This window comes from Sphingobium sp. KCTC 72723, assembly GCF_014280435.1.
In the GTDB taxonomy this organism is placed as follows: Bacteria; Pseudomonadota; Alphaproteobacteria; order Sphingomonadales; family Sphingomonadaceae; genus Sphingobium.
The window spans coordinates 69,811-91,308 of record NZ_CP060388.1 but is presented as its reverse complement, the minus strand read 5'-3'; the positions used below and the strand labels follow the sequence as shown (position 1 = coordinate 91,308).

The 21,498-nt window shown below is 64.5% G+C and carries 19 protein-coding genes; 6 read left to right on the top strand and 13 right to left on the bottom strand.

Going from position 1 to position 21,498, the window contains the following annotated elements; translation table 11 throughout:
• Positions 1 to 7 precede the first annotated feature (7 nt).
• Positions 8 to 2,320 (top strand): putative bifunctional diguanylate cyclase/phosphodiesterase, encoded by a 2,313-nt coding sequence (locus SPBM01_RS00440; RefSeq protein ID WP_262504287.1) that lies wholly within the window; start codon positions 8 to 10, stop codon positions 2,318 to 2,320.
• On the opposite strand, the gene SPBM01_RS00435 is transcribed toward SPBM01_RS00440, so the two are convergent.
• A complete protein-coding gene (locus SPBM01_RS00435) occupies positions 2,308 to 3,108 on the bottom strand; it encodes a nucleotidyltransferase family protein (RefSeq protein WP_188063505.1) in 801 nt (266 codons plus the stop codon). The two genes, SPBM01_RS00440 and SPBM01_RS00435, sit on opposite strands and share 13 nt — an antisense overlap.
• A 40-nt stretch (positions 3,109 to 3,148) precedes the next feature.
• A complete protein-coding gene (locus tag SPBM01_RS00430; protein WP_188063504.1) occupies positions 3,149 to 4,645 on the bottom strand; it encodes a M23 family metallopeptidase in 1,497 nt (498 codons plus the stop codon).
• Positions 4,646 to 4,930: 285 nt separating this feature from the next.
• On the opposite strand from SPBM01_RS00430, the gene SPBM01_RS00425 reads away from it, so the two are divergent.
• The 4 genes from SPBM01_RS00425 to SPBM01_RS00410 all read left to right on the top strand — a co-directional run bounded on the left by SPBM01_RS00425 (position 4,931) and on the right by SPBM01_RS00410 (position 9,082).
• Entirely contained in the window at positions 4,931 to 7,579 is a 2,649-nt protein-coding gene (locus SPBM01_RS00425) for a helicase-related protein (RefSeq protein ID WP_188063503.1), read from the top strand.
• A gap of 4 nt (positions 7,580 to 7,583) precedes the next feature.
• On the top strand, positions 7,584 to 7,868 hold the full coding sequence (locus SPBM01_RS00420; RefSeq protein WP_188063502.1) for an RNA-binding S4 domain-containing protein: 285 nt from the start codon (positions 7,584 to 7,586) through the stop codon (positions 7,866 to 7,868).
• 100 nt (positions 7,869 to 7,968) lie between these two features.
• Entirely contained in the window at positions 7,969 to 8,307 is a 339-nt protein-coding gene (gene fdxA / locus SPBM01_RS00415; protein WP_167302765.1) for a ferredoxin FdxA, read from the top strand.
• A 247-nt stretch (positions 8,308 to 8,554) separates the two neighbouring features.
• Positions 8,555 to 9,082: a CarD family transcriptional regulator gene (locus SPBM01_RS00410; protein ID WP_188063501.1), complete on the top strand. Its 528-nt coding sequence runs from the start codon at positions 8,555 to 8,557 to the stop codon at positions 9,080 to 9,082.
• 107 nt (positions 9,083 to 9,189) lie between these two features.
• Here the strand turns inward: SPBM01_RS00410 and SPBM01_RS00405 are convergent, their stop codons facing one another.
• From SPBM01_RS00405 to SPBM01_RS00360, 10 genes are all read right to left on the bottom strand, one after another.
• Positions 9,190 to 9,423, bottom strand: coding sequence for a hypothetical protein (locus SPBM01_RS00405; RefSeq protein ID WP_188063500.1), 234 nt, complete (start codon positions 9,421 to 9,423; stop codon positions 9,190 to 9,192).
• Between the two features lie 70 nt (positions 9,424 to 9,493).
• Positions 9,494 to 9,997 carry an asparaginase domain-containing protein gene (locus SPBM01_RS00400; protein WP_188063499.1) on the bottom strand — a complete coding sequence of 168 codons (504 nt, stop codon included), beginning with the start codon at positions 9,995 to 9,997 and terminating at the stop codon, positions 9,494 to 9,496.
• A gap of 33 nt (positions 9,998 to 10,030) precedes the next feature.
• Positions 10,031 to 10,843 (bottom strand): pyrroline-5-carboxylate reductase family protein, encoded by an 813-nt coding sequence (locus SPBM01_RS00395; protein ID WP_188063498.1) that lies wholly within the window; start codon positions 10,841 to 10,843, stop codon positions 10,031 to 10,033.
• A gap of 8 nt (positions 10,844 to 10,851) precedes the next feature.
• Positions 10,852 to 11,358 carry a YbjN domain-containing protein gene (locus SPBM01_RS00390; protein WP_188063497.1) on the bottom strand — a complete coding sequence of 169 codons (507 nt, stop codon included), beginning with the start codon at positions 11,356 to 11,358 and terminating at the stop codon, positions 10,852 to 10,854.
• 41 nt (positions 11,359 to 11,399) lie between these two features.
• Complete coding sequence (locus tag SPBM01_RS00385) at positions 11,400 to 11,663, bottom strand: accessory factor UbiK family protein (protein ID WP_188063496.1); 264 nt, start codon at positions 11,661 to 11,663, stop codon at positions 11,400 to 11,402.
• A 40-nt stretch (positions 11,664 to 11,703) separates the two neighbouring features.
• On the bottom strand, positions 11,704 to 12,252 hold the full coding sequence (locus SPBM01_RS00380; protein ID WP_188063495.1) for a TspO/MBR family protein: 549 nt from the start codon (positions 12,250 to 12,252) through the stop codon (positions 11,704 to 11,706).
• A 32-nt stretch (positions 12,253 to 12,284) separates the two neighbouring features.
• Positions 12,285 to 15,389, bottom strand: a complete 3,105-nt coding sequence (locus SPBM01_RS00375; protein ID WP_188063494.1) for an efflux RND transporter permease subunit — start codon at positions 15,387 to 15,389, stop codon at positions 12,285 to 12,287.
• A 9-nt stretch (positions 15,390 to 15,398) separates the two neighbouring features.
• Positions 15,399 to 16,460 (bottom strand): efflux RND transporter periplasmic adaptor subunit, encoded by a 1,062-nt coding sequence (locus SPBM01_RS00370; RefSeq protein ID WP_188063493.1) that lies wholly within the window; start codon positions 16,458 to 16,460, stop codon positions 15,399 to 15,401.
• An 88-nt stretch (positions 16,461 to 16,548) separates the two neighbouring features.
• Positions 16,549 to 17,286 (bottom strand): TlyA family RNA methyltransferase, encoded by a 738-nt coding sequence (locus SPBM01_RS00365; protein WP_188063492.1) that lies wholly within the window; start codon positions 17,284 to 17,286, stop codon positions 16,549 to 16,551.
• Positions 17,286 to 19,316, bottom strand: coding sequence for a protein-disulfide reductase DsbD family protein (locus tag SPBM01_RS00360; RefSeq protein ID WP_188063491.1), 2,031 nt, complete (start codon positions 19,314 to 19,316; stop codon positions 17,286 to 17,288). The genes SPBM01_RS00365 and SPBM01_RS00360 overlap by 1 nt, the downstream gene beginning before the upstream one ends.
• Before the next feature lie 75 nt (positions 19,317 to 19,391).
• Between SPBM01_RS00360 and SPBM01_RS00355 the strand changes: the two genes are divergently transcribed.
• The gene (locus SPBM01_RS00355; RefSeq protein ID WP_188063490.1) at positions 19,392 to 21,035 is read left to right on the top strand and encodes an alkaline phosphatase family protein; all 1,644 of its coding nucleotides are present in this window, start codon (positions 19,392 to 19,394) and stop codon (positions 21,033 to 21,035) included.
• A gap of 49 nt (positions 21,036 to 21,084) precedes the next feature.
• Here the strand turns inward: SPBM01_RS00355 and SPBM01_RS00350 are convergent, their stop codons facing one another.
• Positions 21,085 to 21,450 (bottom strand): hypothetical protein, encoded by a 366-nt coding sequence (locus SPBM01_RS00350; protein WP_188063489.1) that lies wholly within the window; start codon positions 21,448 to 21,450, stop codon positions 21,085 to 21,087.
• Positions 21,451 to 21,498: the final 48 nt, after the last annotated feature.

The following is a 21,498-nucleotide window of genomic DNA, read 5'->3' as shown; positions in this document are numbered from 1 at the left end:
CCACGCCGTGCGCCTGAAACGTCAATGGTTGCGCTGGGTGTGGCAGGTCCGCGCCACGCTGACGCTCAAGATGACGCTATTCTATGGCGCATTGTTCGTTGGCGTCACGATGCTGACGCTTTACGGGACGCGCAAGGTCATCGAAACTTATGCGGAAAATGTGATCCGGCGGGAAATGAATGTCGGCAGCGCGCTGTTCGACCGTATTTCCGTGATGCAGCAACGCCAGCTTGGCCAGGCCGCCGATGTGCTGGCCAGCGATTTCGGCTTTCGGGAGGCGGTCGGCACCGGCGACGCGCCCACCATCATGTCCGCGCTGCAAAGCCTGGAAGGACGGTTCCAGCTGGACCATGCGATGTTCGTCGCGGTCGATGGCACGGTTATCGGCGATCTGAACGACCTGAGCCGCCCGGAGCAGGACCAGCTTTACGACGCGCTGGATTCAGGGCGCAGACAAGGCGTCGTCCGTTGGGGCACGGACAGCCACATCGCCGCCGCCGCGCCGGTCAAATCGCCGATGCTGGTCGGGTGGGTCGTGTTCGCCCGCAATATGGGACCGGCGGATCTGGAAGCATTGGCGAAGCTGTCCTCGCTCGACCTGCATCCCCAACTGGTGCCGCTGGCCCATGTGCCGTCAAATACGCTGCCCAGCGGTAACAGCACGCCCGCGCTGCATGAAATCGAGCGCGACGGGCAACATATGCTGATCCAGGCGCGCGCCGTCGAAACGCTGGCGGAACAGGCGCCCGAAGTGCTGATGCTGGAATATAGCATGACGCGCGCGATGGCCGGCTATGCGCCGATCCTGTGGGCGCTGTTCGGTTTCGGCGCGTTCGGCGCAATGCTGGCGATCGCTGGCGCATGGGTCGCGTCGCGTCGGTTGACCCGGCCGATCGTGGCGCTGGCGGCCGCAGCGCGCAGGGTGAGCGCGGGCGAACATGCGCAGGTCCAGGTCGAAACGCGCGACGAGATTGGCCGCCTTGCCCAAAGTTTCAATCGCATGGTCGACGCCGTCGAACAGCGTGAGGCAAAAATCGCGCATATGGCTTTCCATGATGCGCTTACCGGCCTGCCCAACCGGACGCTGCTGCGTGAACAGGTGGCGCTGGGGCTGCAACGCACAGATGGCGGGCCGATCGCGCTGTTCTGCATCGACATCGACAATTTCAAATCAATCAACGAAACGCTGGGCCATCCGGTCGGCGACACATTGTTGCGGCAAGTGGCCGAGCGGCTGGGCGCGACATGCCCCGGTGGCTTTCTGGCGCGGCTGGCGGGCGATGAATTTGCGGTCAAGCTGCGCGGCGGCACCCAAACCCCCGATCAGATCGGGCGCGCGCTGGTCGGCGCAATGGCGCAGCCATTCCAGGTCGACGGGCATCGCATCATCGTCAGCGCCAGCATAGGCATTGCTTTATCACCGCAGGACGGAGCGGACGCGACGAGCCTGCTCAAAAACGCCGAACTGGCGCTGCACCGGGCCAAAAGCGAGGGCAAGGGCAGCCACCGCTTCTTCGAAAGCGGCATGGATGCGCAGGCGCAGGCACGCCGCGCGCTGGAAACCGACCTGCACGATGCGCTGCGCAATGGCGAACTGGCGCTGCATTTTCAGCCGCTGTTCGGCCTGAGCCAGAACCGCGTTACCGCGTTCGAAGCATTGCTGCGCTGGCACCACCCCACACGCGGCATGGTGTCGCCGATCGACTTCATTCCGCTGGCGGAGGAAACCGGCCTTATCATCCCGATCGGCGAATGGGTGCTGCACGAAGCCTGTCGCATCGCCGCGACCTGGCCAGACCATATCCGCGTCGCGGCCAATATTTCGCCGATCCAGTTTCGCAGCCCCAATCTGGCCGCCGTAGTGCTTCAGGCGCTGGCACGTTCGGGCATCGACCCAAACCGGCTGGAACTGGAAATTACCGAAAGCCTGTTCATCGACAATGTCGAAACGACGCTGGCCTCGCTCCATTCGCTGCGCGCGCTGGGCGTGCGGGTGGCGCTCGATGATTTCGGCACAGGCTATTCCTCATTGAGCTATCTGCGCAGCTTTCCGTTCGACAAGCTCAAGATCGATCGCAGCTTCATCGTCGACCTGCTGGAACATAAGGGCGCGACCGCGATCATCCGCGCGATCACGACGCTGGCCGACGCGCTGGGCATCGAAACGACGGCGGAGGGCGTGGAAACGAGCGACCAGCTGGAAATATTGCAGGCCGAAGGGTGCGGGCAGATCCAGGGCTATTTCTTCAGCCGCCCGATCCCGGCGCAGGAAGTCGCGGCGCTGCTGACCAAGCTCGACGGAGAACGTCAGGCGGCCTGATCGCGATCCGCCAATATCCGTTCGATCAACACGACATCCTCGACCTTGTCGGCATCGATACAGGCTTCGGCCCTGTCCATCGCCACCAGCCGCGCGGCCAGCCCGAACCGGCGGCCGATCCGGGCGATCCCGCCGCGCAGCGTAAGGATACGCAGCAGCGTGCCGACCAGCGCGACGGGGCCAAAGGCGGACATGATCTTCCACCCCTTTTTGCGGTCCTGCTCGACTTCCTGCCACAGGGCGATGACCGGGCGCGCCCGGTCGCTGCCGAACCAGAAGATGTTCGCGCCCGACCACCAGCCATCACGGAATTTGAGCCATGTCCGGCGCGATTGCGGGTAGCGGGCCAGCAGCGTCCTGCGTTCGACCAGAGCAACGGCAATGTCCGCGCCCGACGCTTCGGCTATAAATTGATCGAGCATGGCCGCGTCCAGCAGGACATGGTCCGCCGTGGTCAGCAGCATGGGGAAAGGGACGTCGCCCCGTTCCAGCAGCGCCAGCAGCGACGAGGCGATCCCTGCGCCGCTGCGTTCGAAGCGGACGCGGGGGTGATCGGCCAGCCATGCGGTGGCAGGATCGGTCAGGAAAGGATCGGGCGATTGGGTCAGGACGATGAGTTGCCCGACGGCCCGGTGCGCCAACAGCGCGCGGGCGGGATAGTTGATCATCGGTTCGCCCGCCACGGGAGCAAGCGGCTTGACCGGGACGCCCGCAGCCACCGCCAGCGGATCGGGCGTGGGGCGCGACCCGGCGAGCAGGATGGCGGTGATCTGGATAGGCGCGGTCATGCCCGCTCTCTAACCAAGCGGGGTCGGCGCGGAAAGCGGCTTATTTCCCGCTGGCGACCGGCACGGAGGATGGCGCAGGCGATCGTTGGGCAAACCGATCCTGCTGCCCGGCGCGCAGTCCCTTATACTGTGCCAGTTTCGCCCGGAACGCTGCCAGATCGGCCCCGGCCAGTTGCGCGGTCGTGGTGAATTTCACCGACAGCGGATTGACCGTCGCGCCATTGCGATACAGTTCATAATGGAGATGCGGGCCAGTCGACAGGCCGGTCGATCCGACATAGCCGATCACCTGACCCCGGCGCACGCGCTGGCCGGGCGCAGCGGCAATGCGGCTCATATGCGCATAGCCGGTGGCCAGGCCGCCGCCATGCTGGATACGGACATAATTGCCGTGGCCGCCATGCCGCCCGGCAAAGGCCACGACGCCATCGGTCACGGCATAGATGGGCGATCCGTAACGCGCGGCAAAGTCAATGCCTGCGTGCATCCGCGTATAGCCCAATATCGGGTGCCGCCGCTGGCCAAAGCCCGACGACATGCGCCCGGCGACCGGCGCGGACAATACGCCGCGCCGTTCGCCCACGCCCGATGCTTCGAACCATTCGGTGCGGCCGCCGGTCGTCCATTTGAGCATGTCGATCGACTTGCCGCGTGCGCGTTGCAACCCGGCATAGAGCAGGTCGCCCACTTCCACATCGCCCGTTTCGGCGCGGCGATATTCTGTGACGATGTCATAGCGGTCGCCAGCGCCGATGGAACCTAGATCGGCCTGCCCCACGATGACGCGCAGGAACGCCTGCACCGCCTTTGGCGGGGCGCCCGACGCACGGGCGGATTGATAGATGCTGTCGCCGACGACGCCCTGAATGCGCAGCGGCGTATTGTCGACGCGGATGGGGATGCGCCGGACCGACAGCACCCCGCCCGGACGGGTGAGTTCCAGCCCAAGGTCGAGCCGGGCGCGGAAGGCGAGTTTATCGAGCGGACGGGGCCGGTCGCGGCTGGCCCGGCGACCCAGGATGATGTCGAGCCGCGTGCCGGGCTTCACCCCGCCACTGATGTCGCCCCCCACCATGCTGGTGATCGTCGCCACGTCGCCGCCGCTGACCCCGGCGCGCGACAAGGCGCGGGCCAGCGTATCGCTGCTGCCGATCTGGGCATTGAGTTCGATTTGTGGCCGTTCGGGCGTCTGGCGCAGGGGCTGCACCGCATCGGTCGATCCCATGCGATGGCCACTGTCGGCACCCAGCGCCAGCGGCGTGATCATCTGGCTGCGCACTTCGTCATACTGCGCATCGCTCAGCATTGGGCCGGACGCGCCGGGAACCGGCTGAAAACCGGGAGAAAGATAGAGCGCCGTGGCGCACAGGCCAAAACAGGTGGCAAGGCCGCGAAACCAGATGAGGCTGCCGACGCGCTGGCCCAGGTCCGGCACCAGTTCGACGGCGTCCGCCCAGTCGCGCAGGCGGGCGCGCCAGTCCTGCGGCGCGGGCGCGGCAGGTGCGCGGCCAAGCGAATCGGCCAGCCACAGCGACATGGAAGCGCCACCCTGCTGCGATCCGAAATGACTTTCCTGAAACAACCCCGCGACCCCCGCAGCCCTTTCAGGCCATATTTTTCATTGCATCTGTTGCAACACGCCCCAAAGCGCCGTGCATCGGGAGGCACTGTTGTGAACGCACAGGGTTAAAGTCAATTTAAGACGCTGCGGCGACCACAGCCCTTGCGATGAATCGTGCTGTCATCCCGACAGGATAGCAGCGAATGCGGGAACCATCGAATCCGCTTGCCCCCAGCCCCGTCCTGCCCGACAGAATAGGCCATGGTCCAGTTCGCCCGTTCGCCTGTCACTGCCGTTCTGGGACCGACCAATACCGGCAAGACCCATCTGGCCGTCGAGCGGATGTGCGGCCATAGCAGCGGTATGATGGGCTTTCCGCTACGTTTGCTGGCGCGCGAAGTCTATGACCGAGTGGTTGCGATCAAGGGTGCGAACCAGGTCGCGCTGATCACCGGCGAGGAAAAAATCGTTCCGCCACAGGCGCGCTATTATCTCTGCACCGCCGAATCCATGCCGCTTCAGGGAGACTATGCGTTCGTCGCGCTGGACGAGGCGCAGATCGGCGCGGACCCGGAGCGCGGGCATATCTTCACCGACCGGCTGCTGCGCGCGCGCGGGCGGGAAGAAACGATGATCCTGGGGTCGGCCAGCATATCGCGCATCGTCAAGGCGCTGGTGCCGGACATCGACATCATTGGCCGCCCGCGTTTTTCGACCTTGTCCTATGCGGGCGCGAAGAAGCTATCGCGCCTGCCCAAACGTTCGGCCATCGTCGCTTTCTCGGCTGAGGAAGTTTATGCCGTCGCCGAAATGCTGCGGCGTTTTCGCGGTGGCGCGGCGGTCGTGATGGGGGCTTTGTCCCCCCGCACCCGCAATGCGCAGGTGCAGATGTTCCTGAACGGGGAAGTCGATTATCTGGTCGCCACCGATGCAATCGGCATGGGGTTGAACCTGGATGTCGCCCATGTCGCGTTCGCCTCCCTGCGCAAGTTCGATGGCCGCCGCAGCCGCCGGCTTACAGTGGCGGAAATGGCGCAGATCGCCGGGCGCGCGGGGCGTCATCACAAGGATGGCACCTTCGGCAGCCTTGGCGGGGAAGACGGCGACGCGGCCTTCACCCCCGAAGAAATCGACGCGATAGAGGCGCATCGCTTTCCTCCGGTCGAGCATCTGTTCTGGCGCGATGGCCAACCCCGGATGGACAGTATCGCCACGCTGATCGGCGATCTGGAGGAACGGCCCGACCGCCCCGAACTGCGCGCCGCGCCGCAGGCGGTGGATCTGGCGGTATTGAAGAAACTGGCCGACGACCCCGTCGTCATCGACCGGGTTCGCGGGCCAAAGCAGGTCGCGCGGCTGTGGGATGCCTGTGGCCTGCCCGATTTTCAGAAACTGGGCGCGGACCATCATGCCCGCACCGTCAGCCGCATCTGGCGTTTCCTGTCGGAGGATAGCGGCCATATCCCGCGCGACTGGTTTGCCCAGCAACTGGCGCGACTCGATTCGGTGCAGGGCGACATCGATACGCTGTCGGGACGAATCGCGGCGGTGCGGACATGGTCCTATATCGCCCATCGCGCCGACTGGCTGGCCCACCCTGCCGAAATGGCCGAACGCACCCGCGCCACGGAAGAAAAGCTGTCGGACGCGCTGCACGCCGCACTCACCCAACGCTTCGTCGACCGGCGCACGACCGTGCTGTTGCGGGACATTGGCCAGAATGTGGCGACTTTGCCGGTTTCGGTGGAGAGCGATGGCAGTGTATGCGTCGATGGCGAAACGATTGGACGACTTGACGGCTTCCGCTTCTCGGTCGATCCGTCTACGCGCCTTGTGGACAGGAAATTGCTGTTGGCGGCGGCGGAAAGGCGCCTTGGAAAGGTATTGCGGGTGAAAGCAGACGAATTGATCGGCGCGACGGACGCGGATTTCGCACTTCTGGACGAGGCCGGGCAGGAACCGCGCATCGGATGGAGCGACACGGTCGTGGCCACGCTGCAGGCTGGACCCAGCCTGCTGGCGCCGGAAATCCGGCTGGACCGCGCGATAGTGGCGCTGGAGCCGGACCTGCAAAAGCAGATCGCGTCGCGCCTGGCCAACTGGGTAGAGGCGCAGAAGCAGAAGCATCTGTTGCCGCTAGTGAAGATGGCGCAAAGCGCCGAAGATCCGCAGGTGCCGCCGGTGGTGCGCGCCGTGTTCGCGCAACTGGCCGATGCCGGTGGCGTGGCCCCGCGCACCGATCTTGATTCGGCACTGGGCCATCTGGACAAGGACCAGCGTCATCTGCTGCGTCGTGCAGGAATAGATATCGGCGTTCTCGACCTCTATCATCCGGGGCTGTTGAAACCGGGTGCCGCGCGCTGGCGCTCTGCTCTGCTGGCGGCGCGCATCGGCAAGCCCTGCCTGCCGATGCCTGGCCCCGGCCTCACCCTGATCCCTGCTGGCGAAAAATTCGAACAGATGGGCGCGCGCATCGCCGGTTTTCGGACCTTCGACGAACAGATGTTGCGCATCGACATGGCCGAACGCATGGCCCGCACCGCGCATGAAGCCATCGCCAAGGAAGAAGCCTTCACCCAGCTCAGCCCGCAGATCGTCTCGCTCGGCCTGTCCGAGGCGGCTTTTCTGGTGCTGATGCGCGCGGCCGGTTTCCGTGCGGTAGAGGGCGCGGAAGAAGGCAAACCCAACTGGGTGTTCAAGGGCCGGCAAAAGGCCCGTCCGCCTCGTCCTGCCCAGCCATCCAATCAGGCACCGGGCGGCAAGCCGCGTGGCGAGAGGGCTGCGGGCGAAAAATCCGGCGGTCGCAAACCCCGGAGCGAGGAAGCCCGCGCCGCCGCGCCCCGCCCTGCCCCTGCACCCGTCAACAACGCATTTGCCGGCCTTGCCGCGCTGCTGGGTCGCAATGGCTGATCCGATGGCGGGTTCGGGACATGGTCCCAGCTTGCGCATCGACAAATTTCTGTTGTTCGCGCGGTTGTGCAAAAGCCGATCGAACGCGCAGAAACTGGCGGAGGACGGGCATATCCGTGTCAACGGCCGCCGCATCGAGCGCGCCCATGCGCCGGTGCGGCCCGGCGATCTCATTACCTTTCCCCATGGCGATGCCGTGCGCGTGGTGCGCGTTGTCGCCCTTCCCGCCCGCCGTGGCACCGCACCCGAAGCGCAGGCCTGTTACGAGGAACTGACGATCGGGGGGTGATGCCAACACCCCCTACCAGCCCGCCAACATTATCCTCATTGACCTTGCGCCCGCCTGAGCATAGCAGGACGGCGCTTTTCCAACCAAGAGTGCCCTGACAATGACCTATGTCGTGACCGACAACTGCATCCGCTGCAAATATATGGATTGCGTCGAGGTCTGCCCCGTGGACTGTTTCTACGAGGGTGAGAATATGCTGGTCATCAATCCCAACGAGTGCATCGATTGCGGCGTGTGCGAACCGGAATGTCCGGCCGAAGCGATTCTGCCCGACACCGAGAACGGGCTGGAAAAATGGCTGGAGCTGAACACCAAATTCTCCGCCGAATGGCCCAACATCACCGTCAAAGGTGAAGCGCCCGCCGATGCCGACGACATGAAGGGCGTGGAAAACAAGCTGGAGCAGTTTTTCTCCCCCGAACCCGGTTCCGGCGACTGAGGCGGGACGGCGCGCGCCGTCCGTCACTATTGACCTGTTTTGCGCCACGCTCCCGGCCTTTGCGACCGGGGGTGGTAATTTTGTTACGAATCTGCTAACTAGCGTCGCAACGGTCGGACACACCCATGTTCACCGCTGGAGAATAACCTTCATGTCCTGACGGTGGCGCTGCGGACCTTCTACGCATTTGCCCTTGTGCATTTGCCCCGCGACGGCCCCGTTCCCCGGTTGATTGGAAAGGTATCAAATGGCTGCCAAGGCGCTGTCCTTTGACGTTGGTGATTATGTCGTTTACCCCAAGCATGGCGTTGGCCGTGTGATCGAACTCCAGAAGGAGCAGATTGCGGGCATGGAGCTGGAACTTTATGTTCTGCGCTTCGAAAAGGAGCGGATGACGCTTCGCGTTCCGACGAATAAAGCCGAAGGCGTGGGGATGCGCAAGCTGTCCTCCAACAAGACGCTCGAAGAATCCATGGAAACGCTCAAGGGCAAGCCCAAGGTGAAGCGCACCATGTGGTCGCGTCGTGCGCAGGAATATGAAGCGAAGATCAATTCGGGCGACCTTGTGTCGATCGCCGAAGTGACGCGCGACCTGTTCCGGGCCGACGACCAGCCCGAACAAAGCTATTCCGAACGTCAGATCTTTGAAGCGGCGTCCAGCCGCCTCGCCCGCGAACTGGCGGCGATGGAAGAAACCGACGAGCCGACCGCGCTCAAGAAGATCCTGGCGATCCTCAACGAAGCCGCGCCGAAATATGCCAAGGTCGAGGGATAACAGGATCGGCAGGCCAGTGACGGCCGCGATCTGAACAAAAAAGGGGCGTTCCGATCCGTCGGAACGCCCCTTTTTATGACTGTCGAGGGGGCGAACCCCCTATGATCTTACTCAGGCTTGACCGCATCCTTGGCGGCGGCCCCTACATCGCTGGCGGCTTGTCCGACCTGCGTTGCGGCGCTTTCAACGGCACTGTCCTTGCGGCTTTCACCATTGATCAGGAAATAGGCGGCAACTGCCACGACTATCACGAGCAACAGCATGACGAACGTCATGCCGCCGCCGCTGCGCTTTTCGATCACGGTCGTCGTCGTTGTGGGACGTTCCTGATAATCGGCCATGTCTCTCTCCTCCTCTTTACCCAAATATGAGGGGGAGAATGCGCAGCAGGCCCGCAATGTTCCGATGCGGCTATTGTGCGACGGGAACGAACGCCCCTTTGGCGCGATCCTTGATGACCTGATCGGCGGGAAATACCGAACCGCTCATCGTGATATAGATGCCCGGCTGTGCCACCTGCACCGTCGCAAAGGCCATGCCTAGGTTGAAGCTGGCATCACTTTCGCCAAAGCGCGCGGGGGCCAGCGCACCGACCAGGACTACAGTCTTGCCGGGGATGTCGGCCAATTGCCTGGCCGTATCGGTCATCGTGTCGGTGCCATGGGTGATGATGACATGGTTTTCAGGTGCGGCGGCCACGCGCGCGTAGATGAGCGCCCGATCTGCATCGTCCAGTTCCAGACTGTCCTTGCGCGCCACTTCCTCGACCCGGAAAGGCCGTTTCACCCGCGCCACGTCCAGCAGGCGGCCCACCACCGTTTCGCCGACCTGATAGTCGGAAAGCGCGTCGAAATAGACCTTGTCGATCGTGCCGCCGGTGGTGAGCAACAGAATGGGGGTGTCGGGGGACAGCATGAGGATGGCTCCGGGGAGAAGGAAAAGAAGCGGCTAGGCCTTGCGGGCCATCGCTTCGCCACGATCGCGCGCGGCGGTCAACGTGTCGATCAACAGGGTCAGCAGCCGGTCGTCGGCGTCGAGGATGTTCATACCCTCGCGCGTCATGCCGCCGGGGCTGGCGACGCGGTCGGCCAGCACGCCGGGGCCATCGCTTGCGCGCGCGGCCATGTTTGCCGACCCCTGCACCGTGGCCAGTGCCATGCGCGCGGCCTGATCCGCCGGGATGCCCAGCGCTTCCCCCGCCTGCGCCAGCGCGTCGATGAAACGAAACAGGAAAGCGGGGCCACAGCCGGACAGGGCCGTCACCTGATTGAACAGCGATTCCGCGTCCATCCATTCCGCCAGACCCAAAGGCCGGATCAGTGCGTCGATGCTGGCTCTTGCGATGTTGGACGTGCCATCATCGGCGTAAAGCGCCGTCACGCCCTCCCCCAATCCCACAGGCAGGTTGGGCATGGCGCGCACGATATCCCGCACCGCCGGGAAGCGCGTGCGCAGGTCCGCCAGCGGCGTTCCGGCCAATATCGACACGATCTGCATGGTGGCGTCGCTCAGCGGCGCGAGCGCGGCGGCCACATCGTCAATCTGGTAAGGCTTCATCCCCAGAAGGATCGTCGTGCCGGCAGGCAAAGCGACAGGGTAATCCGTCACTACCCGCACGCCGTCGGCCACCGTCTTGCCACTGGGTCGCAACACCGTCACCCGCGCCGGATCAAGCCCGCAATCCAGCCAGCGCGCCAGCATCTGACCCGCCATATTGCCGCAACCGACGAGGAAAAGATGATCGGGCCAAAGCGTCGCCATGCCCGCCCTCAGGCTTCGCCGCGTGTTTCGATCAGGCTGGCGGCAATTGCCTCGGTCGGGCTTTTGCCGCCCCACAGCACGAACTGAAACACGGGATAGAAGCGTTCGCATTCATCGATTGCAGTTTCGACCAGCAATTGCGCCTGATCCAGCGTCAACGTGCCACCCACGCCCAGGAGCGCGCCGTGGCGGAACAATATGATCCCGCTCGACGACCAAAGCTCGAAATGGCCCAGCCACAGCTGTTCGTTGATCAGGCCCAGCGTTTCATAGATGGTCGCCCGCTTTTCGTCGGTCACCCTGATGTCGGGCAGCGCGAGCAGTTGCAGCACCTGATCTTCGTCGCGCCAGATACCACGCAACTCATATTGCGCCCACGACCCCTGCGTGTTCGCAACGATCTCATCCTCGCCCACCTGCTCGAACGTCCAACCATGCGCCTCGAAATAGGCTGCCAGCATGTCGATCGGCGCGGCTTCCTGGCCGCCATGTTCAAACTCGTCGCTGTCCATCATCGGCGCGCCTTATCACCGCGTGCGGCGAAAGGACAGATGGATCAATCCGCCGATTTTACAGCGCCGCCCTTGCCTTCCAGCGCGTCGATCCGCGCCTTGAGCAGTTCGACTTCCTCCCGCGCGGCGGCGGCCAGCGCCTTGACCGCGTCGAATTCCTCACGCGACACAAATTCCAGTCCGCCAATCCATTCCTTCGCCCGCTCACGCGCGTTGGATTCAAATTCGCGTGTCACGCCTGCCACTGTGCCGGCAGCGCCGTTCACCAGCTTGGCCAGATCGTCGAAAAAGCGGTTCTCGCTCTGCATTGCTCATATCCTCTTTGCGGCGCACGCGATGCGCCCGTCTTTATATCTGGGTCTTGAGCGCCGGGGCGACAAGGGTCTCTGCGCCCGGATTAAGCCTGCCAATCTCATAATTGAGGAAGGAAGCAAAGGCCAGCCACGCCAGATAAGGCAGCAGCAGCAGGCCCGCCACCCGGCGAATCCGCGCAAACGACAGGGCCGTTACGGCAACGACCAGCAGCAGGATCAGGATCAGCGCCAGCGCGCTGCCAATCTGATGCGCGCGGAAAAAGAGCGGCGACCAGGCAAGGTTGAGCAGCAGCTGGACCAGGAACAGCGCAATCGCCACGCCCCGCCCCCGTGCGCCACGCGCATGAAGGATCATGGCAAAGGCCAGCCCCATCAGAATATACAGCACCGTCCATGCCGCACCGAACGCCCAGCCCGGCGGCATCAGCGCAGGCTTTTCCAGTGCATCGAACCAGCGATTGCCAAAGCCGCTATTGGCGAATTTGCCCGACAGAAAACCCAGCAGCACGATGACCGGCACAGTCACCAGCGCCCAGCGCAGATAGGCGAGGCGCAACTGGCCAGGGGACGCGATCTGATTCATCGGCAACGCTTCTCCACCATCGGGCAACCCGTTCATTCCGCAGGATCAGGCGAATCCCTGAGCGCCGAATCCAGCTTGCGGCCGACGGTTTGCGGAGAAACCGTGCGCTTCGCAACACGCGAATAGAATATCGGGATCAGGAACAGCGTGATCAGCGTCGCCATCGATACGCCGAACACCACGACAACGCCGATCGAATGGCGCGCCGCCGCCCCCGCCCCGCCGCGCAGCACCAGCGGCACCGCACCGATGACGGTCGCTATCGACGTCATCAAAATGGGACGCAGACGACGAGTCGCCGCTTCGCGGATCGCCTGCGCAATCTCCATCCCCTCGTCACGCAACTGGTTGGCGAATTCCACGATCAGGATGCCGTTCTTGGCCGCCAGCCCCACCAGCATGACGATGCCGATCTGGCTGTAGAGATTGATCGACCCGCCGGTCACGATCAAGCCCAGCACGCCGCCCGCCACGGCCAGAGGCACCGTCGCGATGATGATGCCGGGGTGGATGAAACTTTCAAACTGCGCCGCCAGCAACAGGTAGACGATCAGGATGGTCAGGCCGAAGATCAGCCAGATCGACCCGCCGGTTTCGCGCAGCGACTGGCTTTCGCCGCGATAGCCGATCGCCAGCACTTCGGGCGACTGGCGCGCCTCATTTTCCAGGAAGGTCAAAGCCTCGCCCAGCGACGTGCCGGGGGCAAGCGCGGCGGTCAGCGTGATCGAGCGCAGCTTGTTGTAACGGTTGAGCTGACGCGGCCCGGCCACTTCGCGCACAGTCACCAGCGCCGACAGCGGCACCAGAGCACCGGTGCGGCTGCGCACCTGTATGCGTTCCAGATCCGCCTGCGTCTCACGCCCTTCGCGCTCCGCCTGCACCAGCACGCGATATTCCTCGCCACGGTCGACATAGGTGGTGACGCGGCGCGACCCCAACAGGCTTTGCAACGCCTGGCTGACATCGTTGACCGACACGCCCAGATCACCTGCCCGCGCCAGATCGGTTTCGATCCGCATCTGCGGCTTGGTTTCCTTATAATCGCTGTCGACGTTGATCAGACCCGGATAGCTGGCGGCGGATTCCATAATCCGGTCGCGCGCCGCCATCAACCCTTCATAGGTCGACCCGGCCAGCACGATATTGACCGGCAATCCGCGCCCACGCCCCAGACCGGACCGGGGAGCGGCATTGCCGCGCACGCCGGGCTGCTGCGCAATCACATTGTTGATGATGGTCGCCACTTCCGCCGTGGTGATCGTGCGATCCTCCCACGGCCGCAGGAAGGCAATGACGTTGCCGCCATTATAATCGTCGGTCGTGCCGAACCCGGACGGCGTGCGAATGACCAGATTCTGGAGCGTCCCATCCTTGCGCAGGAAAGCCAGATCATTCTCGATCTTGCGCATATAGGTCATCATCCGGTCGAACCCGGTGCCTTCGGGTGCGCTGATCTGCGCATCGATCGCGCCGGTATCTTCGGCCGGGGCCAATTCGCTTGGCAACAAAGTGAACAGCGCGCCCGCCACGCCCAGAAACAGCATGACGCCCAGCAATGGCAATAATGGCTTGCGAATCGCGCGGTCCAGCCAGCGGGCATAGCCGCCCTCCAGCCGCTGGAACCGCGCATCGACCCAGCGCGCCAGCCGCCCGCGCTCGGCGTTTTTGAGCAATTTGGAACAGAGCATCGGCGCAAGGCTGAGCGAGATGAAGCCGGAAAAGGCAATTGCGGCGATCATCGCGATGGCCAGTTCGCGGAACAGCAGGCCGGTCTGCCCGGCCAAGAACATCACCGGCACGAACACCGCGCACACCACCAGCGTCGTGGAAATGATCGCAAAGCCGACCTGCCGCGTACCCAGGTAGGAAGCGACCAGCGGATCTTCGCCCTGTTCGATCCGGTGATAGACATTTTCCAGCACCACGATGGCGTCGTCCACCACTAGCCCGATCGCCAGCACGAATGCGAGCAATGTCAGCAGGTTGATCGACAGGCCCAGCAGCCACATGACCGCGCAGGTCGCCAACAGGCAGATCGGCACGGTGATGGCGGGGATGATCGTCGCGCGCACCGACCCCAGGAACAGGAAGATGACGAGGATGACGAGCAAAGCCGCTTCGATCAGCGTGTCGTAGACATTTTCGATCGCCCGTTCGATAAACAGCGATTCGTCGGTGCCGACGGCAACCCGCATCCCCGCAGGCAGGTTAGGCTCCAGCTCCTTGATCAGCGCCTTTGCCTTTTGCGCGACGTCCAGCGTGTTCGCGCCCGATTGGCGGATGATGCCGATGCCGATCGCCGTCCCCTGATTGGACCGGAAGCTGGTATAGGGATTTTCCGCCCCCTCCTCGATCCGCGCCACATCGCCCAGCGTCACCTGATAGCCATCGGTCCCGCGCCCGACCACCAGCCGCGCAAACTGGTCGGGCGTGGCGAAGGGGCGCTCGACGCGCAGCGTCTGGTTCTGATCCTGCGATTCGAAACGACCGGCGGGCAGTTCGACATTCTGGCTGCGCAGCGCATTTTCCACATCGGCAGGCGTGAGGGCGAAAGCGGCCAGTTTTTCGGCATTGAACCAGATGCGAGTCGAGGGGCGCGCTTCACCGCTGATGTTGACGCGCGCCACGCCGTCGATCGCGGCGAAACGGTCCGCGACATTGCGATCCAGATAGTCGCTGATGCGGATCGGCGACCAACCCGGCCGGGAAAAGGCCAGGAACAGAATGGCACGCGCGTCCGAATCCACCTTGCGGATTTCGGGGGCCAGCGCGTCCTCCGGCAAATCTTCCACCACCGAACCCACCCGGTCGCGCACGTCATTGGCGGCCGTGTCGATATCGCGCGAAGGATCGAATTCGATATTGATGTTCGACGTGCCGTCCTGCGACGTGGACGTGATCATCTGAATGCCCTGCACACCTGCGACCGCATCCTCGATCAACTGGGTGATGCGGGTTTCCACGACCGAAGCCGCTGCGCCGCTATAGGCAGTTTCCACCGATACGATCGGCGGATCGGTATCGGGATATTCGCGCACCGACAGGCTCATATAGCCCACGACGCCCACGATGCAGAGCAGCACCGCTACGACCGCCGAAAAGACGGGGCGGCGGACGGACAGGTCGGAAAGCTGCATGGTCCGCCCTTATTGCGCGGGCTTGGGCGCGCGGCCGGGCTTATCCCCGGCCACCTTGTCGCCTGCCAGCCGCACCGGCGCGCCATCGCTCAGCTTGACGACGCCGTCCGTCACGACCTGTTGCCCGGCTTTCAGCCCGCCGACGATCTCGACCAGTCCGTTCTGGCGGATGCCGGTTTCCACCTTCACCCGCTTGGCCTTCCTGTCCTCCAGCACGAAAGCGTAGCGCTCCTCGCCATCGCCGATGACGGCCAGTTCGGGCAGCGCCAGCGACTGACGCTGCCGCGACACGACACTGACGGTCAGCAACATGCCGGGTTTGAGCGCGCGGTCGGGGTTGGGCAGGATCGCGCGGACCCGCACCGCGCGAGTCGCCGGGTCGATCACCGGGTCGATCGTGGCGATAGTGCCGTTGAACGGTCGATCGGGCCAGGCGGCGGACACTGCGCGAATGACCTGCCCTTCCCTGATCGACGACAAGCGGGTTTCCGGCACAGTGAAGTCCAGCTTGATCCGCGAAATATCGCTGACCGTGGCAATGGCGGTTCCTGCCGTCACGATCGCGCCTGGCGATACGGTGCGCAGGCTGACCCAGCCGCGAAAGGGCGCGCGGATCACCCGGTCGCTGATCGAGGCGCGTGCCTGATCGGCGCTGGCACGCGCGGCATTGCTGAGCGCCAATTGCTGGTCCAGCGAGGATGCCGTAGCGAAACCACGGCTTTTCAACGCCTGTACCCGGTCCAGTTGCTGCTTGGCCTGCAACGCCTGCGCCTGCGCGGCGGCGAGTTCGGCCTGCTCCTGCGCGATCGCCATGGTCGCGATCACCTGGCCGCGCTGCACATAGCCGCCATCGGAAAAATTGATCGTTGCGATCCGTTCGGTCACGGGCGCGGACAGCACCACCTGTTCGTTGGCAAGGGCAGTGCCGACTGCCTCCAGCGTGTCGTTGAAGCTGGCCGTGGCGATTGGCCTGGCCTCCACCAAAGCCGGCGGGCGCTGTTTGGGGGCTTTGTCGCCACCGCAACCGGCAAGGCAAAGGACCGTCAGAATGAGGGGATAGGAATGACGCATGACGGGGGGCTAACGGGCCTTTACGAGCGGGACAATATGAACGTTGGTCGTGGCATGGACCTGCTGGAAGAAAACGAACATACGTCCATTATCCACCAAGGCGGGCGTAGAGCAGAAATTCGACATTCCCCTGCGGCCCGGTAATCGGGCTTTGGATAACGCCCATCACGCTCCAGCCGTTCCCTTGCGCCCATGCTACCGCTTCGTCGCACACGCGCTGATGGATCACGGGATCGCGCACCACGCCGCCCTTGCCCACCTCCTCGCGCCCCGCCTCGAACTGCGGCTTGATGAGCGCGACCAGCGCTGCGCCGGGCCGGGCAAAGGTCAGCGGCCGTTCCAGCACCTTGGCCAGCGAAATGAAGCTGGCGTCGCACACGATGATATCGATCGGTTCGGGAATATGCGCGTGCGTCAATATGCGCGCGCTGGTCTGTTCATGCACCACAACACGGTCGTCGCTGCGCAGCTTCCACGCCAGCTGGTTGGTGCCGCTGTCGACCGCATAGACCCGGACCGCCCCGTTCGTCAGCAGCACGTCGGTAAAGCCGCCAGTCGAGCTGCCCACGTCCATCGCGACATGGCCCGTCACGTCGATCGCATATTCTGCGATCGCATGGGCCAGCTTGATGCCGCCCCGCGACACCCAGGGATGATCGCGCCCACGCACGTCCAGCGCCGCGTCGGGCGCGACTTGCTGCCCCGCTTTCTCGATCTTCTTTTCGCCCAGAAACACATGCCCCGCCAGGATCAGCGCCTGCGCACGGGCGCGGCTTTCCGCCTGGCCCGTATCAACCAGCAACTGGTCGGCACGCACCTTTGCCATCAGCGCACCAGCCCGGTCAGCGTCGCGGGCGTCAGCAATTGCGGCAATGTCTGCGGGTCGCTCGCCCCCGGCGCATACCACAGATAGAGCGGCACGCCCGACCGGCCCTGCCCTTCCAGAAAGCGCGTGATCGCGGGATCGGCATTGGTCCAGTCGCCTACCATCACCGTCACCCCGCCCTTTTCGAAAGCAGCACGGGTTTCCGCTCTGTCGATCGACGCTGCCTCATTCGCCTTGCAGGTCAGGCACCAGTCGGCGGTGAAATAGAGGAACACCGGCTTGTTCGCGCCGCGTAAACTGGCCAGCCGCGCTTCATCGAACGGCACGCTGTCACCACGTTCCGCCACAGCGGCAGGTGCGCGCGCCGGCAGCAGCGCCGCCGCGCCAACTGCAAGCGCCACCACCGCCAGCGCCACCAGAAGCCCGCCGCCACGCCCGGCGCGCTGGCGTATTCCCAGCCACCATAGCGCCAATGCCACGCCCAGCGCGGCACTCAGCCCCACGGTCATGCCCGTAACGCCGCGCTGCTGCCCCAGCAGCCACGCCAGACCCAGCGCGGTAACAAACATCGGCAGCGCCAATATTCGCTGCAACCGGCTCATCCACGGTCCGGGGCGCGGCAAGCGGCTGCGCAGCGCGGGGACATAAGCGATCAACAGGAACGGCAGCGCCAGCCCGACGCCCAGCCCGGCGAACACCGCCAGCGCAGCGACCAGCGGCAACAGCAAGGCCGCCCCCATCGCCGCCGCCATGAATGGCCCGGTGCAGGGCGTCGCGACGAACGCGACCAGCGCCCCGGTCCAGAACGCACCGGCCAGCCCGCCCTTGCCCGCCAGCGCGTCGCCACCACCCACCGCGCGCAGATCGAACAGGCCAGCAAGGTTGAATGCAATCGCGACGACCAGCAGCAGCAGCGCCAATATGATGCGCGGATCCTGCAACTGGAACGCCCATCCCGCCGCTACCCCCGCCGCCCGCAGCGCCAGCAACAGTCCGCCTAGCGCCAGACAGGTGGCAATCACCCCCGCCGCATAGGCCAGCGCCTCCCGCCGGACGATCCGCTCGTCGCCGCCCGCCTTGGCCAGCTTCATGACTTTCAGGCCCAATATCGGAAAGACGCAGGGCATGATGTTGAGCAGCAGCCCGCCCAGCAGCGCCCCGCCCAGCGCGACGAGGATCGCACTCGCCTGTCCGCCGCTCGCCGCGCCCTCGACCACACCCGGCGCAGCGGTCAGCAGGAAGCCGACATGATCGCCAGTCCGCAGGACTGCCTGCACCGGCCCGGCCTTCGCATCCTCGCCCGCTTGCGTTTCCACCAGCAGCCGGTCGCCCTGCCGCGTTACGCTTTGCGGCGCGGCGTAGCGGGTCAGCCCTTCGGCCAGCGGAAACAGATGCATGTCGCTTGCCTGCGCATCGGCGGGGAACGGCACCGACAGGCGCAGCTTGCCATCGACCACCGCATAGGTCGCCTGCGCGCCCAGCGGTCGGGGCAGATGCGTGCGCCAGCCGTCGAAGCGCGCGCGATCCGCTGCCACCACCGCGCCGTCGCCCGCGATCAGGTCCAGCGCCATTTCGCCGCTTTCAGGTACGCATACCTTGTCGGTGCAGGCCAGCCATTGCGCTTTCACCCGCACCGGCAAGCGCGTGCCGGGCGCAATTCCCGCCGCAACGGTCAGGTTGGCCAGCACGCCATATGGCCCTTCATAGACATGGTTCATCAGGCCGGAAATCAGCAGCGTTTCCGGCACAGGATAGCGCAGCGGTCCGACCGAAACGCCCTTGGGCAGCGTCCATGTGACAGTCATCCCCAGACCCGCGTCGCCCGGATTTTCCCAATAACCGTGCCACCCGGCTTCCGGCACCATGGCAAAAGCGATGGCCGTGCCTTTTCCCGGCGCGGGTGCCGTGCTTTCCGCCACCAGCCGCGCGGCGATATGCGGCGGCCCGTTGCCGAACGCACCTTGGGCCAATGCCGGAAAAGCCACCAGCATCGACGCCAGCGTCATCAATATGACTTGAAAAATGCGCATCGGGCCTCTGGTCTGGTGGATGTGAGCGGGCTAGGTCCACGGGCATCCGCCGTCAAGGCATGAGAAGGTTCCCCTATGTACAGACACGTCGTCGCCGCCCTGCTGTTCACCGCCGCCATCCCCGCATTGGCGCAACCGGCAGCGCCTGCCCCGGCGACTCCGCCCAAACTGATCGTCGCCATATCCGTCGATCAGTTTTCGGCCGATTTGTTCAGCGAATATCGCCAATATTATAGCGGCGGCCTCAAGCGACTGACACAGGGGGCAGTGTTCCCGCGCGGCTATCAAAGCCATGCCGCGACCGAAACCTGCCCCGGCCATTCGACCATCCTGACCGGCAGCCGCCCGTCGCGCACCGGCATCATCGCCAACAACTGGTTCGACCTGTCCGCCGCACGGCCCGACAAGGCGATCTACTGCGCCGAGGATGAAAGCCAGCCGGGCAGCAACAGCGACAATTATGTCGCTTCGCCCGTCCACCTCAAAGTACCAACGCTGGGCGGCCGGATGAAGCTGGCCAATCCCGCAACCCGCGTCGTGTCGGTCGCGGGCAAGGATCGCGCGGCGATCATGATGGGCGGCCCGACCGCCGATCAGGTCTGGTGGCTCGGCGGCGCGCAGGGCTATGTCAGCTATAAGGGCGTGGCCACTCCGCCGCTGGTCGCAAAGATCAACACCGTCATGGGCGAACGTCTGGCGCAGGCCAATCCCGGCTTTGAACTGCCACCCCAGTGCGCGGGCAAGGACTTCGCCGTGAAGGCGGGCGACCGCACCGTCGGCACCGGCCGCTTCGCGCGCGCAGCAGGCGATTACAAGGGCTTCCGCATCTCGCCGGAACAGGACGCGATGACGCTGGCCTTTGCAGCTGCCGCCATCGAAGCCATGGGGCTGGGTAAGCAGGCACAGCCCGACATCATCTCCATCGGCCTGTCGGCGACCGACTATATCGGCCACACATTCGGCACCGAAGGCACCGAAAGCTGCATCCAGGTCGATCGGCTGGACCGCGAACTGGGCGCATTTTTTGAACGGCTGGACCGCGACGGCATCGACTATGCCGTGGTGCTGACCGCCGACCATGGCGGCCATGACCTGCCCGAACGCCATCGCCTCAACGCCATGCCGATGGAACAGCGGGTCGACATGGCGCTGACGCCCAAGGCGCTGAACATCGCCATCGCCGACAAGGCTGGCCTGCCGGGCAAGAAGGTGATCTGGGGCGACGGCCCGTCAGGCGACCTCTATTTCGACAAGGGACTGACCCCCGCGCAGCGCATCCGCGTGGAAGCCGAAGCGCTCAAACTGCTGCGCGCCCATCCTCAGGTTGAAACCGTGTTTACCAGGGCGCAGATCGCGGCCACTCCCTCCCCCTCCGGCCCGCCCGAAAGCTGGAGCCTGCTTCAGGAGGCACGCGCCAGCTTCGATTCCCAGCGGTCGGGCGACCTGCTGCTGCTGCTCAAGGCCCGCGTCATGTCCATCCCCGAACAGGCCGTGATGGGCAGCGTCGCTACCCATGGCAGCCCGTGGGACACCGACCGTCGCGTTCCGATCCTGTTCTGGCGCAAGAACATGCGCGGCTTCGAACAGCCTTTGGGCGTCGAAACCGTGGATATCATGCCCAGCTTGGCCGCGCTGATCGGCCTGCCTGTGGCGAAAAGCGACATTGACGGCCGCTGCCTTGATCTGATCGCAGGCGACGGGGACAGCTGCCCGCAATAATGCCCATGGTTGCCGCCCCCGGTTCAAAAAACCGGGGCGCGACAACCCTTCAGCCCGGTTGCGCCAGCCAAAGTCGCGCCTCTTCCAGGCTCAGGAAAACTCGCACCCTGGGATGGACCAGCGTCCGTTCGGCCTGTGCCTTGTTAAGCTGGCTGCCAACGACCACCGCGCTCCGCCCACTGGTGATGGCCATTCCGCCGCGCATGATGTTGGTCAGCAGGTCGGCGACATCATTGGCCTGTACCGGGAATTCCAGCGATTCGACGATGACGTTGAAATCCTCCCGGATCTCACGCGCCTGCCGGGCCTTCGTTCCCACTTCTTTGGCAAAGGGGGCGACATCCTCCAATTTCCAGAAGCCCTTGACCATGAGGGTCAGGCAGTTGGTGTGACGGTCATATTCTACGTGAAACATAGGCCTCCGGTCCAAAGCCTTATCGGCCTGACAAGCCCCTACGCATGA